The following is a 12,549-nucleotide window of genomic DNA, read 5'->3' as shown; positions in this document are numbered from 1 at the left end:
TGGAGCGGCTCGGTTGGCGCATCGGCACGACCAGCGCGGCGCAGCCGCAGATCGCCGCAGGCGCACCCTGCGAACGCGGTTCGCTGGCCGAGGCGCAGGCGCACGGCGATCTGCAGGCGGCCTTGCCCGCGGCCTGGAACGACGCGCAACGGCAGCAGGCCTTGCGTGCCTTGCTGGACGCGCCGGCCACGCAGTGCGGCTACTTCCTGCAACTGGGGGCGGCCACCACGCGCGCGGTCGCACGCCTACAGGACAATCCCGGCTATCGCTTCTCGGCGCTGCAACTGGGCTGGATCGGCTTCGGCCTGCGCGGCGCGCACGCGCAAGGCTGGGAGCGCTTCCGCAGCTTCGGTCGCGGCTATCGCCCGGCCGGCGGCAATGCGCAGGCGATCGAGGCGTTCTACAGCGGGCACGTGCGCTCGGAATGTGGCGTCGGCCGGCAGATCGCGCAACTGGCCACGCAGCGCGAACTGTATGGCGACGCGGCGTTCGATCGTGCGTTCAGCGCCGACGAGCTGTCGATCGGCACCTTCCTGACCCTGCACGACACCGACAGCATCCTGCTCGGCGCGCACGCTGGCGAGTTCTTCGCCGACGGCAAGGCAGCCAGGACCGCGCAGCGCGGCCGCGCCGCCTTCCTCGGTGCGCCTGGCTACATCGTGCACGTGTTCGAGCGCCGCTACCTCGACGACATCAACAACCAGGCCGAGAACTTCGTGGTCGCCGCGGTCAGCGCCGAGGCCGCTACGGCCTTGCGCGCGCACGGTGGCTTCGCCTACTACGACGCCCAGAACCGCCGCATCTGGGAGCTGGCGCGGGCGCTGCGCGGCCCGGGCCGCGAACGCTTCGAGCGCCTGCTGTATGAGCGCGACCCGGCACTGCGCGCACGCCTGGATCCGGCGCAGCAGGCGGTGCTCGCGCAACTCGACGCCTTGCTCGACGATCCGTTTTACCGGGGCTTTCAGGTCTACGTGCATCCCAAGGGCGTCAAGCCGATCGGCTATCACGTGGTGCGGCTGCTGGATCGCAATCCGCGCACGCCGTTCGCGATCGAGCTGACCCTGCATAACCTGCACAGCACGCTGTACCAGCGCTGGCGCGACCTGCAACTGCACGACTGTGCGCAAACGCCGCCGCCGGCACCTGCCGCCGCATCGGTGCCTTAGCTGCGCGTCACGTCGGCATCGCCGCTTCGTGAGACCCTAACCCTCCTTTTTTCGAACCGGGAACGACGCATGGAACTGGGACTTGTAGGCTTGGGCCGGATGGGCGCCAACATGGCCGAGCGGCTGGTGCGCGGCGGGCATCGCGTGGTCGGTTTCGACCTGGGCGAGGCCGCGCGCAGCGCGGCGCAGCAGCGCGGGGTCGACGCGGTCGACAGCATGGCCGCGCTGATCGCGGCGCTGCCGGCACCGCGCGCGGTGTGGCTGATGGTGCCGGCCGGCAAGGTCGTCGACGACACCCTGGCCGCGTTGCTGCCGTTGCTCGGCAAGGGCGACGTGGTGATCGACGGCGGCAATTCCTACTACAAGGATTCGATGCGCCGCGCCGGCGAACTCGCTGCCCACGGCATCGCCTATGTCGACTGCGGCACCAGCGGCGGCGTGTGGGGCCTGCGCGAGGGCTACAGCCTGATGATCGGCGGCGACAACGCCGCGGTGCAGCGCTTGCACGACGTGTTCGCGACCCTGGCGCCGGCTGCCGATGCCGGTTGGGGACACGTCGGCCCCAGCGGCGCCGGCCACTTCACCAAGATGGTCCACAACGGTATCGAGTACGGGATGATGCAGGCCTATGCCGAGGGCTTCGCGCTGATGGGGCGCAAGCAGGAATTCGCACTGGATCTGCACCAGGTGGCCGAGGTCTGGCGCCAGGGCAGCGTGGTGCGTTCATGGCTGCTGGACCTGTGCGCGGATGCATTGGGCGACAACCCGACCCTGGCCGGCATCGCGCCGTTCGTCCAGGACTCCGGCGAGGGCCGCTGGACCGTGGCCGAGGCGATCGACCTGGACGTGCCGGCGCCGGTGATCACCCTCTCGCTGCTGGAGCGGCTGCGCTCGCGCGACGACGATTCGTTCGCCGACAAGTTGCTGGCGGCGATGCGCAACCAGTTCGGCGGCCATGCGATCAAGCACGAGGGCGGCGACGCGCCCGCGCCGGGCGGTACGCGCCCGGCCTGAGGCCCGGCGCTCAGTCCAGCGTGACGCTGCAGCCGGAGGCGGCGCTGCGCACGCCTGCCTCCAGCAGCCGCATCACCACCAGCGCCTGCGCCGCATCCACCGGCGCAGGCGCGCGACCCGCGATCGCCTCGCGAAAGGCCGCATAGCAGTCGCGGTAATCGCCGCGCGGCGCGGGCAGGGTCTGGACGGCGTGCGTGCCGTCGGCGCCGACCAGGCGCAACTGGCCGGGCAGGGGATCCTCGCCCCAGCCGGGCGCGCCCGGCGTGACGCCCGCGCGCAACTGCGCTTCCTGCGTGTCCAGACCGTGCTTGACGTAGCTGCCGCCGCTGCCGTGGACCGCAAAGCGCAGGCCGTTGGCGGCGACCAGCGAGCCGGCATGCAGCACCACCCGCAGCCGCGGATAGTGCAGCACCGCATGCACGTAATCCACGGTCTGCGCGCCGGGGCGCTGCAGCGCCAGATCGGCCTGCAGCGATTGCGGCTGCCCGAACAGTTGCAGGGCCTGATCGAGCAGATGCGGCCCCAGGTCGAACCACAGCCCAGAGCCGGGGAGTGCGTGCTCGCGCCAGCGGTCGCCGACCTGCGGACGGTGGCGGTCGAAGTGCGAATGGAACTCGGCGATCTCGCCAAGCGTGCCGGCCTCCAGCAAGGCGCGCACGCCGAGGAAGTCGCCGTCCCAGCGTCGGTTCTGGAACACGCTGACGATGCGGTCGGCGCGCTGCGCCTGGTCGAGTACCTGTTGCGCTTCGGCCACGTCCAGGGTGAATGGCTTGTCCACCAGCACGTGCTTGCCCTGGGCCAGGGCGGCCAGCGCCAACGGCGCGTGGGTCTGGTTGGGCGTGGCGATCACCACCGCATCGATCTGCGGATCGGCGAAGGCCTGCGCCGCCTCGGCGACCACGCGCGCCTGCGGCCAGACCGCGTTCACGGCCTCGGCCTGGCGCGAGACCACGGTGTGCAGGTGCAGGCCGGGCGTGTGTGCGATCAGCGGCGCATGGAAGGTGCGGCCGACGTAGCCGAAGCCGAGCAGGGCGAGATTGAAGTCGGACATGGGCGCAGGCAGCAGCGGCGGGACGCCAGTATCGCCTGGGCTGCGTGGGCGGATTGCGCATTCACGCTGCGGCGATTCTTCGGTCACGCCGCCTGTACGACGGCCTGGCGGAGACTGCGCGCACATTCAGCGGAGGAAGACTCGATGAAGACGATCAATGCACGCACCCTGCTTGGCGCCACCCTGGTGGCCGGTTTCGCGTTCGGCGCGGGCCAGGCGTTCGCAGCCGGCCAGGCGACCAGCGCCAAGGACCACGGCACCATGGGCCAGCAGGACACGATGCAGCACGACACCATGGCCCATGACACGACTCGCCACGACTCCAAGGAGCCGGTCACCGATACCTGGATCACCACCAAGGTGAAGGCCGATCTGCTGGCCACCAAGAACGTGTCGGGCACCGAGATCAAGGTCGACACCGTCAACGGCACGGTCAAGCTGTCCGGCGCGGTCGCGACCAAGGCCGAGAAGGACAAGGCCGTGGCGGTCGCCAAGAAGATCGACGGAGTCAAGAAGGTGGATGCGGCCGACCTGAAGGTCAGCGCCGCCGCCAAGAAGTAAGCATTGCGATCCGCCGCCGCGGGTGGGGATGCGACGAGGCGCCCCACCCGCGACAGCCGGTCTGCGACGCACCCTGCGGGGTGCGTTTTTTTTGGGGGGGGCAAATTCGCGACGGAAATCGCATTTCGCGTCGCATTGACACCCGCTCAGACATCATGCCTTCATGTTCGTCAACGGATCACGCGCGATGTTGGAGACCCAACCCCACCCGGCTGCGGGGCACGCGGCCGCGGCTGCCGAGGCGCTGGGCGCCGCGTTGTCCGGCCATGGCGCGCAGCCGTCACTGCTGCTGCCGGCGGTGCGCCGGCTGGAAGCGCAGTTGAGCATGCTGTTGACCACGTTTCACGACGACACCGGGTTCTGGCCGGCGTTCTCCGTGCTGATGCAGGAACTGGATCAGGGCCTGAGCCAATCCGAGCGCCGGCGCCTGCGCAGCCACGCCGATTTCCTGCTGGTCCGCGCCGGCATGCCGGCCTGGACCCTGATCGGCGCCACCGCCGGTTCCATTCCGCCCCCGGCGCGCCGGCCCTGAGCGCGGCGCGCGCGTGGCACTCCCGCGGGTGGCCGCAGGCCGCCCGTGTCGTCGTGCGCGCGGCCTGGGATAGAGTCATTGCAGGTACCGCGATCGGGGTGTCGCGCTTCCGCTGAACAATTCATCTGCTGCCGGGGAAGATGGGCGACAATGCGCGCCCGCGATGGCCGCAGCCGTTCCTTCTTTTGACGCACCAGCTATGCAGACCATCGCCAAACACGATGCTTGGGACCGCTGGCGGCTGCCGTTGCTGGCGCTGGCCGTCGTCCTGATCGTCATCCTGCCCTCGCTGCTGCTGCGGCAGATGAATGCCAGCACCCTGCGTGCGGCGGACTGGGTCGGCCACAGCCAGGAAGTGACCGCCACCTTGAACGCGATGGAAGCGGACATGCGCGACATGGAGTCGGCGGCGATGGCGATGTCGCACGGCGTGCAGTCGCCGATCCTGACCGCGCGCCTGCAGCAGGCGCGCAACTCGATGCAGCCGACGCTGGCGCACCTGGCCGAGTTGACCCGCGACAACCCGGACCAGCAGATCCGCGTCGGCCGCCTGCAGAGCACGCTGGAGCGACGCGGCCTGATCGCCGAGCGGATCGCGCAGACCCGCGATCCGGAGCGGATCCGCGCGCTGATCCAGGACATGACCTCCGACAATCCAGTGCGCGGCCTGATCGCCGAACTGCAGCGGCGCGAGGACGAACTGCTGAGCGAGCGGACCGCCGACGCCGAGCAGCGCCGCATGCTCGCCTCGATGATGAGCTGGACCTCGCTGGTGGTGCAGCTGTTGTTGCTGGGCCTGGTGATCTGGCTGTTGCAACGGCAGATCGGCCGGCGCCTGGATGCCGAGCGCCACATGCTGCGCGCCAACGGCCGCGCCGCGGCGGTGCTGCAGACCGTGCGCGAGCCGATCGTGCTGCTCGACAACGGGCAGCGGATGCTGATGCACAACACCGCCTTCGCCGAACTGTACGGCATGGACCTGGCGGATCCGCCGAAGCTGCTCGCCGACGTCGGCGACGGCGTCTGGCAGGATCCGGTGATCGTGCAGCGCTTGGCCGACGTGCTGCTGCGCGGACGCGAATTGTGGGATTTCGAGCACGAACAACTTGGCGCGGACGGCGTACCAAGGACCATGCTGCTGAATGCGCGGCGCATGCCGCTGCCGGACAGCGAGGACGAAGTGGTCTTGATGACGGTCAGCGATATCACCCTGCAGAAAACCGCGCAACAGCGCATCCAGGAGCTGAACCGGCAGCTGGAGGGCAAGATCGAGCAGGTGTCCGAAGTCAATCGCGAACTGGAGGCGTTCAGCTACTCGGTCTCGCACGATCTGCGCGCGCCGCTGCGCCACGTGGCCGGCTTCGCCGACAAGCTGGTGCGGCACCTGGGCGATGGCGCCGACGAGAAGAGCCGGCACTACCTGGAGGTGATCGGCACCTCGGCGCGGCGCATGGCCTCGCTGATCGACGACCTGCTGGTGTACTCGCGCCTGGGCCGCAGTGCGCTGCGCCTGCAGGCGGTGGACATGCAGTCGCTGGTGGCGGAGACGCGTTCGGTGCTCGACGCCAACTACCAGTCCGACCATGGCGACAGCGGGCATCGCATCGAATGGAGCATCGCGCCGTTGCCGATCCTGGTCGCCGACGAGAACATGATGCGCCAGCTGTGGCTGAACCTGCTCGGCAATGCGGTCAAGTACAGCGCCAAGCGCGAGGTCGCGCAGATCGAGGTCGGCTACCAGGTGCAGCCGGACGGCAGCCATCACTTCAGCGTGCGCGACAATGGCGCAGGCTTCGACATGACCTATGCGGCCAAGCTGTTCGGCGTGTTCCAGCGCCTGCACAAGGCCAGCGAATATTCCGGCACCGGTATCGGCCTGGCCAGCGTGCGCCGCGTACTGGCCCGCCATGGCGGCCATATCTGGGCCGAGTCCGCCCCCGACCAGGGCGCCACCTTCCATTTCGTCTTGCCCCCGGCGCCCGAAGCGCCCACTACCGAGTTCATCGCATGACCGCCATCCGCACCATCCTGCTTGCCGAAGACAGCCCCGCCGATGCCGAAATGGCGGTGGATGCGTTGCGCGACGCGCGTCTGGCCAATCCCATCGTGCACGTCGAGGACGGCGTGGAGGCGATGGACTACCTGCTGCGCCGCGGCGCCTATGCCGACCGCGAGGAAGGCCTGCCGGCGGTGCTGCTGCTGGACATCAAGATGCCGCGCATGGACGGCCTGGAAGTGCTCAAGCTGGTGCGCAGCGAGGAGTCGCTCAAGCGCCTGCCGGTGGTGATCCTGTCGTCCTCGCGCGAGGAAAGCGACCTGGCCCGCAGCTGGGACCTGGGCGTGAACGCGTATGTGGTCAAGCCGGTGGACGTGGACCAGTTCTTCACCGCGGTGAAGACTCTGGGCACCTTCTGGGCGCTGATCAACCAGGCGCCGGACAAAGAGTAAGCGCGCATGCCCACCACCGGCCCCAGGCTTGGCCCGATCCGGATCCTCATGGTCGAGGATTCCCCGGAGGATGCCGAGCTGCTGTCCGACCAGTTGCTGGACGCCGGCCTGGAGGCGACCTTCCGCCGCGTGGAAAGCGAGCCGACCCTGCGCGAGGCGCTGGGCGAGTTCGCGCCGGACATCGTGCTGTCGGACCTGAGCATGCCCGGGTTCTCCGGGCACGAGGCGCTGCGGGTGGTGCGCGAGGACGGCAACGCCGTGCCCTTCATCTTCGTCTCCGGCACCATCGGCGAGGAGACCGCGGTGGAGGCGCTGCGCGACGGCGCCAACGACTACATCATCAAGCACAACCCGACCCGCCTGCCGTCGGCGGTGGCGCGGGCGATCCGCGAGGCCCGCACCGAGCGCGAGCGGCAGCGGGTGGAGCGCGAACTCATGCGCGCGCAGCGGCTGGAGAGCCTGGCCCTGCTCGCCGCCGGGCTCAGCCACGACCTGCGCAACATCCTGCAGCCGCTGCTGATCGTGCCGGAACTGATCGTCGGGCGCAGCGACGATCCGCAACTGCGGCACCTGGCCGACGTCATCGCTGAGTGCGGCCGGCGCGGCCACGAGATGGCCGAGTCGATGCTGTCGTTCGTGCGCGGCTCGCGCACGCCCAGCGAGCCGGTGCGCATCGCCGAGCTGTTCCAGGCGGTGCAGATGCTGCTAAAGAGCAGCCTGCCGGAGCGGGTGACGCTGCAGGCGGACGTGGCCGATTCGGCGCTGTCGATCGAAGCCAACTACACCGAACTGCAGCAGTGCCTGCTCAACCTCGGCCTCAACGCGATCCAGGCCATGCCCGATGGCGGCCAGCTGAGCTTCTCGGCGGCGCCGGCGATCGGCGCCGACGGCAGCGAGCAGGTGCGCATCCTGGTCCGCGACAGCGGCATGGGCATGGACGCGGAGACCCAGGCGCGGCTGTTCAGCCCCTTCTTCACCACCAAGCCGGACGGCACCGGGCTGGGCCTGATCTCGTGCAAGCGCATCGTCGAAAGCTACGGCGGCCGGATTGGCGTGGACAGCACGCCGGGCCAGGGCACCTGCTTCGAATTGCTGATCCCGCTGCGCGCGCCGGTGCCGTCGTTCGAGCCGGAGCCGTCGCTGCCGATGGGCAAGGGCCAGCGCGTGCTCCTCGTCGACGGCGAGGCCACGCGGCTGTCGCTGCTCGGCAATGCGCTGTCCAGCCAGGGCTACCGTCCGCAGTTGGCGTCCGATGGCGCCGCCGCGCTGCGCGACGTCGAAGAGCACGGTCTGCCGGACCTGGTGATCGTCGACAGCGACATCATCCTGCTGTCGGCGGTACGCCTGCTGCTGGCGCTGCAGGACCTGGGCTACCAGGGCCCGGCGATCGTCCTCGAGGACACCGGCACCAACCTGGAGCGCGACCACTTCCCCGCCGACATCGCCGTGCACGTCCTGCGCAAGCCGCTGGAAATGCAGCGCGTGTTCCGCGCGGTGGCGCATGCCCTTGAGAGTGGTTGAGGCGCTGGGATTCGGGAGTCGGGATTGGGGATTCGTTGTGAAGCGGGGATTGGGGAGTCGGGATTCGGGATTCGCTTAGGGCAACAGCCTCGGCCCCTTCGCGCGTGAGGCGCAGTAACGCTTTAAGCGCGTTGTTTCAGTCCTAGCAATCCGCTTTTGCCAATCCCCAATCCCGACTCCCTAATCCCGGCCTTTCACTGTGAAGCGGGGATTCGGGAGTCGGGATTAGGGATTCGTTGGAGGCAACAGCAACGGCCGTCTCCGCTTCGCGCGCGAAGCGCAGCGATGCTCTAAGCGCGCGGTGTCAGTTCCCAGAAACCCGCTTTTGCGAATCCCGAATCCCGATTCCCCAATCCCGGCTTCTCACTGCTGCGCCGACTGGTCTTCCGGGTCGCGGCGGGCGGGGGAGCGGCGCGGGGGCAGGGGCGGCAGGGCGTCGCGCGATTCGGTGTCGTGGTCGGCGGACAGGGCCGGTTCCCAGGGGAAGCGCGGCAGGGTGCGCACGGCGTTCTCCAGCTTGCGCGACCAGGTGTCGTGGATCTCGGCGTACAGCGGGGTGTCGGCTTCCAGGCGCATGCGCTCGGTCACCCGCAGGTCGTTGCGGCGGATCAGCGCCACATCGATCGGCATGCCCACCGACAGGTTGGAACGGATGGTCGAGTCCAGCGACACCAGGGCGGTGCGCGCGGCGTCTTCCAGTTGCATCTCCGAGCGGATGATGCGGTCCAGGATCGGCTTGCCGTACTTGGATTCGCCGATCTGCAGGTACGGCGTTTCCGGCGAGGTGGCGATGGCGTTGCCGAGCGGATAGATCATGTACAGCCCGGGCCGTTCGCCGGCGATCTGCCCGCCCAGGATCAGCGTCGACTGCACGTTGATGCCGCTGTGCTGCGATTGCTCGGACAGCTTGACCTGGCTGGAGGCCAGCACGTCGCCGACGTATTCGGCGACCTCGAACAGGTGCCGGAAGGTGCGCAGGCTGCGCGGCGCGTCCGGATCGTCGGCGTCGCGCTGCAGCCGCGAAAGGGTCAGCTGCGTGGTCGCCAGGTTGCCGGCCGACATCAGCGCGAACACCGCCTGGCCCGGATACTCGAACACATGCAGCTTGCGGTGGACGCGGACGTCGTCCAGCGAGGCGTTGGTGCGGGTGTCAGCGGCGAAGACCAGGCCTTCGTCCACTTCGATGCCGACGCAATATGTCATGGCGCTGCCGAAAACCGGGTACGTCCCGATTCTATGGGGGCGGCTCGGGCTTGGCTAGCCGTTGACGCTCGCGGTCGCGGCATGCGCGAATAGCGCATGACCACCGTGCTTCTGAGCCTGGGCAGCAACCTGCGCCCGCATCACCACCTGGCCGCGGCGATCGCGGCGCTGCGCCGGCAGTTCGGTGCGGTCGCGGTGTCGCCGACCTATCGCACCGCGGCGGTCGGCTTCGACGGGCCGGCCTTCCTGAACAACGCGGTGGCGCTGCAGACCGACTGGGAGCTGGCGCCGCTGGACGACTGGCTGCATGCGCTGGAGGACGCGCACGGGCGCGACCGCAGCGGCCCGCGCTTCAGCGACCGCACCCTGGACATCGACGTGGTGTTCTACGGCGACCGCATCGTCGAAGGCCCCGGCCACCTGCGCATCCCGCGCCCCGAGCTGCGCCACGCCTTCGTGCTCAAGCCGCTGGCGGACATCGCCGCCGACTTCGTCGACCCGGTCACCGGACAAACCCTGGGCGCGCTATGGCAGGCGCATTCGGAGCATGGGAAGGTGTTCGAGGTGGTCGAGTTGGTTGATGAAGCCGGGAATGGGGAATCGGGATTGGGGAATCGGTAGAGCTGGGCGCCGGGCCGATCGTCGCGCTGTCATGGCGCGGCCTGGCGTAGCGCTCAGCAATGGCGGGAAAGAGGGCGCGCTTGTCGATTCCCCATTCCCTATTCCCGGTTCCCAGCCTTCAAGTCAGCCCGCGCCCACCATCCACCCGCACGGTCTGCCCGGTGACGAAGCTGGCGTCGTCGAGCAGCCAGCGCACGGTGTCGGCGATTTCCTCGACCTGGCCGGTGCGTGCCAGCGGGGTGCGTGCCAGCAGGGCCTGCTGCGCGGCGGCGTCCTTGCCGGCGTCGGGCCACAGGATCGCACCGGGGGCGATGGCGTTGACGCGGACCTGCGGTGCCAGTTCCAGCGCCAGCGAGCGGGTCAGCATCGCCAGGGCGGCCTTGGCCGCGCTGTACAGCGGATGCGCGCGCAGCGGCTGTTCGGCGTGCAGGTCGGTGAGGTTGACGATCGCGCCGCCGTGCTGGCGCAGTTGCGAGGCGGCGGCCTGCGCCAGGAACAGCGGCGCGCGCGCGTTGACCGCGAACAGGTCGTCCCATTGCGCCGGTGTGGCCTCGTGCAGCGGCGTGGGATAGAAGTTGGAGGCGTTGTTGACCAGTGCGTCGAGGCGGCCGAAGCGCGCCACGCACTGCGCCACCAGGTCGGGTAGCTGCGCGGTGTCGCGCAGGTCGGCTTGCAGGGTCAGCGTGCTGCCGGCGCGCAGGGATTCCAGTTCCTGCGCCAGCGCCTGCAGCTCGGCCTGCGAGGTGTGCGCATGCAAGGCCACGTTATAGCCGGCTGCGTGCAGGCGCCGGGCGATGCCGGCGCCGATGCGCCGCGCGCTGCCGGTGATCAGGGCGACTTTGGTCTGGGTCATGTACGGGTTCCATGCTCGGCTATGCTGTGCATTGTCCACGCAATCGCGCAGCGCATGCCCACCGACCTTCCTTTGCCCGATGCCACCGCATTGGCCCACAGCGATCGCCTGGCCGCGCACATGCGCGCCGAGATCGCCGCCGCCGGCGGAGCCATTCCGTTCTCGCGCTTCATGGAGCTGGCGCTGTACGCGCCCGGCCTGGGCTACTACAGCGCCGGCAGCAGCAAGTTCGGCGAAGAGGGCGATTTCGTCACCGCGCCGGAACTGGGGCCGCTGTTCGCCGCCACCGTGTCCAATGCGCTGGCGCCGGTGCTGCAGCAACTCGGGCCGCAGGCACGCATGCTGGAAGTGGGCGGCGGCAGCGGCGCGTTCGCCGAGGTCATGCTCAAGCGCCTGCTGGCGCTGGATGCGCTGCCCGAGCGCTACGCGATCCTGGAGCCCAGCGCCGACCTGCGCGAACGCCAGCGCGAGCGCCTGGCGCGCGCGCTGATCCCGCCGGTGTTCGACCTGGTGGAATGGCTGGACCGGCCGTTCGACGACGACTGGAACGGCGTGCTGTTCGCCAACGAGGTGATCGACGCCCTGCCGACGCCGCGCTTCGCGCTGCGCGATGGCGAGGTGTTCGAAGAGACCGTGACGCTGGATGGCGAGGGCCGCTTCCGCCGCGGCGAGCAGCCGGCCGATCCGCTGCTGGCGGCCGCGGTGCGGCACATCGAACGCTATCTGCAGGCGCCCTTCGCCGACGGCTACCGTTCCGAATTGCTGCCGCAGTTGCCGTACTGGATCCAGGCGGTGGCCGGCGGCCTGCGCAGCGGCGCGATGCTGTTCGTGGACTACGGCTATCCGCGCCGCGAGTTCTATCTGCCCGAGCGCGACGACGGCACCTTGCGCGCGTTCTACCGGCATCGCACGCATGCCGATCCGTACCGCTGGCCGGGCCTGCAGGACCTGACCGCGTCGGTGGACTTCACCGCGCTGGCCGAGGCCGGTACCGGGGCGGGCTTCGACCTGGCCGGTTACTGCAATCAGGCCAGCTTCCTGCTCGGCAACGGCCTGGACGCGCTGCTGGCCGAGGCCGAGGCGCGCAGCGACGCAGCCGCGCAACTGCGCCTGCGTCAACAGGTGAAGCAGCTGACCCTGCCCAGCGAGATGGGCGAGCGTTTCCAGGTGATGGGCTTCGAGCGCGACGTGTCGCTCGCGCCGGCGTTCCTGTCCGGCGACCTGACCTGGCGGCTGTGATGGCGGCAGTGCGCGACTTCCGCTGGCCCTGGCTGTGGCTGGGGCTGTGGTGGCTGGGCATCGCGGTGCTGATCTACGTGTGCATGATGCCGCACCCGCCGCAGTTGTCCGACCTGCCCGACACCGACAAGGTCGAGCATTTCATCGCCTACCTGCTGCTGGCCGCCGCGGCGGTGCAGGTCTATGCCGGGCCACGCGCCTGGACCTGGGCCGCGCTGGGTCTGCTGGCGCTGGGCGTGGGCATCGAATTCGCGCAGGGCGCCTGGACCACCACGCGCTCGGCCGATCCGCTGGATGCCCTGGCCGACGCCCTGGGCGTGGCGGCCGGCATGGCCACCGC

Annotated in this window: 13 protein-coding genes; 10 read left to right on the top strand and 3 right to left on the bottom strand. The window is 69.5% G+C overall.

Features of this window, described 5'->3' with window-relative positions:
- Together D588_RS24525 and gnd are read left to right on the top strand one after the other, a co-directional pair.
- The coding region (locus tag D588_RS24525) for a hypothetical protein (protein ID WP_017916052.1) at nt 1-1,166 on the top strand (1,166 nt) is incomplete at its 5' end.
- A 69-nt stretch (nt 1,167-1,235) separates the two neighbouring features.
- The gene (gnd, locus tag D588_RS0111265; protein ID WP_017916051.1) at nt 1,236-2,180 is read left to right on the top strand and encodes a phosphogluconate dehydrogenase (NAD(+)-dependent, decarboxylating); all 945 of its coding nucleotides are present in this window, start codon (nt 1,236-1,238) and stop codon (nt 2,178-2,180) included.
- A 10-nt stretch (nt 2,181-2,190) separates the two neighbouring features.
- Here gnd and D588_RS0111260 read toward each other — a convergent pair whose 3' ends face one another.
- Nucleotides 2,191-3,231: an oxidoreductase gene (locus tag D588_RS0111260; RefSeq protein ID WP_017916050.1), complete on the bottom strand. Its 1,041-nt coding sequence runs from the start codon at nt 3,229-3,231 to the stop codon at nt 2,191-2,193.
- A 144-nt stretch (nt 3,232-3,375) separates the two neighbouring features.
- Here D588_RS0111260 and D588_RS0111255 point away from each other — a divergent pair, with 144 nt between their 5' ends.
- The 5 genes from D588_RS0111255 (at nt 3,376) to D588_RS0111235 (ending at nt 8,293) form a co-directional block, all read left to right on the top strand.
- On the top strand, nt 3,376-3,792 hold the full coding sequence (locus D588_RS0111255) for a BON domain-containing protein (protein WP_017908374.1): 417 nt from the start codon (nt 3,376-3,378) through the stop codon (nt 3,790-3,792).
- Between the two features lie 187 nt (nt 3,793-3,979).
- The gene (locus D588_RS0111250; protein WP_226975011.1) at nt 3,980-4,324 is read left to right on the top strand and encodes a hypothetical protein; all 345 of its coding nucleotides are present in this window, start codon (nt 3,980-3,982) and stop codon (nt 4,322-4,324) included.
- Between the two features lie 199 nt (nt 4,325-4,523).
- Nucleotides 4,524-6,335, top strand: coding sequence for an ATP-binding protein (locus tag D588_RS0111245; RefSeq protein ID WP_017916049.1), 1,812 nt, complete (start codon nt 4,524-4,526; stop codon nt 6,333-6,335).
- Nucleotides 6,332-6,772, top strand: a complete 441-nt coding sequence (locus tag D588_RS0111240) for a response regulator (RefSeq protein WP_010343137.1) — start codon at nt 6,332-6,334, stop codon at nt 6,770-6,772. The genes D588_RS0111245 and D588_RS0111240 overlap by 4 nt, the downstream gene beginning before the upstream one ends.
- 6 nt (nt 6,773-6,778) lie before the next feature.
- A complete protein-coding gene (locus D588_RS0111235; protein ID WP_026143600.1) occupies nt 6,779-8,293 on the top strand; it encodes a hybrid sensor histidine kinase/response regulator in 1,515 nt (504 codons plus the stop codon).
- A 363-nt stretch (nt 8,294-8,656) separates the two neighbouring features.
- On the opposite strand, the gene D588_RS0111230 is transcribed toward D588_RS0111235, so the two are convergent.
- Nucleotides 8,657-9,496: a proteasome-type protease gene (locus D588_RS0111230; RefSeq protein WP_017911734.1), complete on the bottom strand. Its 840-nt coding sequence runs from the start codon at nt 9,494-9,496 to the stop codon at nt 8,657-8,659.
- A gap of 96 nt (nt 9,497-9,592) precedes the next feature.
- Between D588_RS0111230 and folK the strand changes: the two genes are divergently transcribed.
- Entirely contained in the window at nt 9,593-10,117 is a 525-nt protein-coding gene (gene folK, locus D588_RS0111225; RefSeq protein ID WP_017916047.1) for a 2-amino-4-hydroxy-6-hydroxymethyldihydropteridine diphosphokinase, read from the top strand.
- 118 nt (nt 10,118-10,235) lie between these two features.
- Here folK and D588_RS0111220 read toward each other — a convergent pair whose 3' ends face one another.
- Complete coding sequence (locus tag D588_RS0111220; protein ID WP_017916046.1) at nt 10,236-10,970, bottom strand: pteridine reductase; 735 nt, start codon at nt 10,968-10,970, stop codon at nt 10,236-10,238.
- 54 nt (nt 10,971-11,024) lie between these two features.
- Between D588_RS0111220 and D588_RS0111215 the strand changes: the two genes are divergently transcribed.
- Entirely contained in the window at nt 11,025-12,209 is a 1,185-nt protein-coding gene (locus D588_RS0111215; protein WP_026143599.1) for an SAM-dependent methyltransferase, read from the top strand.
- Nucleotides 12,209-12,549, top strand: a 341-nt coding sequence (locus D588_RS0111210) for a VanZ family protein (RefSeq protein WP_017916044.1), incomplete at its 3' end; no start/stop codon positions are given. The genes D588_RS0111215 and D588_RS0111210, both read left to right, overlap by 1 nt.

The organism is Xanthomonas sp. SHU 308, assembly GCF_000364645.1.
Lineage (GTDB): Bacteria > Pseudomonadota > Gammaproteobacteria > Xanthomonadales > Xanthomonadaceae > Xanthomonas_A > Xanthomonas_A sontii.
The sequence above is the reverse complement of the archived record's forward strand: the minus strand, read 5'-3'. Positions and strand labels throughout refer to the sequence as shown.

Excerpts from the sequence above, each read along its gene's own strand:
- gnd (WP_017916051.1), top strand. The coding sequence starts at position 1,236 with ATGGAACTGGGACTTGTAGGCTTGGGCCGGATGGGCGCCAACATGGCC.
- D588_RS0111260 (WP_017916050.1), bottom strand. The coding sequence starts at position 3,231 with ATGTCCGACTTCAATCTCGCCCTGCTCGGCTTCGGCTACGTCGGCCGC.
- D588_RS0111255 (WP_017908374.1), top strand. The coding sequence starts at position 3,376 with ATGAAGACGATCAATGCACGCACCCTGCTTGGCGCCACCCTGGTGGCC.
- D588_RS0111250 (WP_226975011.1), top strand. The coding sequence starts at position 3,980 with ATGTTGGAGACCCAACCCCACCCGGCTGCGGGGCACGCGGCCGCGGCT.
- D588_RS0111245 (WP_017916049.1), top strand. The coding sequence starts at position 4,524 with ATGCAGACCATCGCCAAACACGATGCTTGGGACCGCTGGCGGCTGCCG.
- D588_RS0111240 (WP_010343137.1), top strand. The coding sequence starts at position 6,332 with ATGACCGCCATCCGCACCATCCTGCTTGCCGAAGACAGCCCCGCCGAT.
- D588_RS0111235 (WP_026143600.1), top strand. The coding sequence starts at position 6,779 with ATGCCCACCACCGGCCCCAGGCTTGGCCCGATCCGGATCCTCATGGTC.
- D588_RS0111230 (WP_017911734.1), bottom strand. The coding sequence starts at position 9,496 with ATGACATATTGCGTCGGCATCGAAGTGGACGAAGGCCTGGTCTTCGCC.
- folK (WP_017916047.1), top strand. The coding sequence starts at position 9,593 with ATGACCACCGTGCTTCTGAGCCTGGGCAGCAACCTGCGCCCGCATCAC.
- D588_RS0111220 (WP_017916046.1), bottom strand. The coding sequence starts at position 10,970 with ATGACCCAGACCAAAGTCGCCCTGATCACCGGCAGCGCGCGGCGCATC.
- D588_RS0111215 (WP_026143599.1), top strand. The coding sequence starts at position 11,025 with ATGCCCACCGACCTTCCTTTGCCCGATGCCACCGCATTGGCCCACAGC.